Origin of the sequence: Halorubrum halophilum (assembly GCF_000739595.1) — an archaeon.
Classification (GTDB): Archaea; Halobacteriota; Halobacteria; order Halobacteriales; family Haloferacaceae; genus Halorubrum; species Halorubrum halophilum.
On the sequence record NZ_BBJP01000055.1, the window covers coordinates 1 to 1,967 of the forward strand.

Annotated in this window: 3 protein-coding genes; 1 reads left to right on the plus strand and 2 read right to left on the minus strand. The window is 53.7% G+C overall.

Features of this window, described 5'->3' with window-relative positions; genetic code table 11:
• Window positions 1-38: 38 nt before the first annotated feature.
• Window positions 39-209, plus strand: a complete 171-nt coding sequence (locus tag ACP96_RS18820) for a hypothetical protein (RefSeq protein ID WP_154020486.1) — start codon at window positions 39-41, stop codon at window positions 207-209.
• 40 nt (window positions 210-249) lie between these two features.
• Here the strand turns inward: ACP96_RS18820 and tnpC are convergent, their stop codons facing one another.
• Together tnpC and ACP96_RS19630 are read right to left on the minus strand one after the other, a co-directional pair.
• Complete coding sequence (gene tnpC / locus ACP96_RS18130) at window positions 250-1,707, minus strand: IS66 family transposase (RefSeq protein WP_082222578.1); 1,458 nt, start codon at window positions 1,705-1,707, stop codon at window positions 250-252.
• A gap of 63 nt (window positions 1,708-1,770) precedes the next feature.
• On the minus strand, window positions 1,771-1,967 hold a 197-nt coding region (locus tag ACP96_RS19630), incomplete at its 5' end, for a hypothetical protein (RefSeq protein WP_237561676.1).

The following is a 1,967-nucleotide window of genomic DNA, read 5'->3' on the forward strand; positions in this document are numbered from 1 at the left end:
CTAAAAAAAAAAAATAGTTAGAAACTGACGAGGATTATTTGGGAGATGAAACGATAACTCGGATCCAGGAATCTGCCTCGAATTTAGAAAAAGTTGTAGAAGATCTGGAATCAGATCAGTATGATGCAAATTCGGTCAAGGAGATGATTGGGTCTTTTCAGGAGTTGGCGGAGCATGAGAGAAATTCATCACCAAAACAGGCAAGGTAGTTGGATAGCGTGACCAGGATTCACCGGTTAGTGATGCCTCTCATCCTGATCTGAGTTCTTGCCCACCGAGGATGGACTGGAGCTGTTCAGGTGGATCAAGTCCTCGCCGTTTCCACGTCGCTAACATGGTTGTGATCGTCTCGTGAATCTGGACCCCTTCGGTTGAGCGGAGGGTCCGGAACATCTTCCGCAGCACAACTTGCTCGCGCAGAGCGCGCTCTGCGCGATTATTCGTCGAATCGACGTCTGGCTCTGTAACGAACGTCAGCCAGTGGCCTAACCCGTTCCTGATCTTCTCGATCAGCTTCTTGACCTCCTGTGCCTCGTAGTCTTCCCTGATCAGCCCTTCCAGATGTAACGACGCCTCCGCCCGCTTTTGCTCGCGGGCGGAGGCAGACGGATCCTCCTCGTCGAACGCCGTTAAATCGTCGTGGAGAGCGTGTAACTCCTCAGACAACCTCTCTGCTTCCTCGTACCGTTCAGCAACGTACTCTGCCTCCCGCAACAGATGCGCCCAGCACCGCTGGAGCTTCGTGTGGTAACTCGGATATGCTGACCAGCCGTCACAGCTGAGCGTCGAGTCCTCGGCGAATTCCTCGCCGAGGACGTCCTCTAACACCTGGCTTCCACGACTCTCATCAACCCAGAACAGCACCTCTTCGTCAGTAACAAACGTCCACGCCCAGTGTTGCTCTCCGTCAACAGGAAAGCCCGTCTCATCACAATAGACGACGTCACTCTCCCGGATTCTGGCTTTGACGTCTTCATACGCGGGTCGCAGCCGGTCTGCGACCCGCTTGGTCAGGTTGTAGATTGTCCGGTGGGAGATGGGGAGATCGAGCTCCCACTCAAACAACTCTGCCTGCTTTCGGTTTGGAAGTCGCTGATGGAACCTTCCAAGGGCGGTTTGGGCCATGATATTTGGCCCAAACCGCCCGGTTTCCGGGCAGTCAGGATGTTCAGCAACGACCTCGTTTCCACAGGAACAGTGGTGTTTGCCGAGTTCGTACTCGGTGACAGTGGTTGGAATGGGGAGTGGTATATCGATAATCGTCCGTGAGACGTAGCTGTCCGGGTTAGAGAGTGTCTGCTCACAGTCTGGGCAATACCCCTGATCTACTCGAATAGTCTCCTCTGGTTCCGGAGGCGGTCGAGTTGTTCCCTCGTGACCTTCGTCACGTCCTGGAGAGGAGTCGCTGGCGGCGTCGGCGTCGCCGCCAGCGTCGTCCCCTTGGTCTTCGTTCTCTTCCTCGTCGCTGTCATCGTTGCCAGGTGATCCAGCCGCGCCACCCTGCTTACTGGGTGGTGTGTTTGGGTTTTCGTACCACTTGAGGCGTGCTTGCAGATTCTCGATCTGCTGTTGCTGTGCTGTGAGTTGACGACGGAGAAGACGGTTCTCGAACTCTTTGACTACGAGCTGCTGGCGGAGATGCGTACTGTCCTCAGCGCGGATCGCGGAATCTGTCGATTCCGGCGATCCGCCAATCCCCAGCGACACACTTGGTTCACCATTGAGAGACCATTCATGAGACTGCTACGAAATCGGTCTGGCAGCAAGCCGCTATCCAACTACGGTGTAATAAAAATCATTCTCACATTTAGGACATTCTATCTCAATATGGGTTGGAGGAATACTTCTATCTTGTAGCTTCTCAGCTGTTTCTGTAGATATGGTTACTGACTGGATAGTGTGGGGGCAGTACTCACAACTGATGCCCCACCCCGATGGCTCTAGTGTTTCTGTTTTGTTTTGTTTGT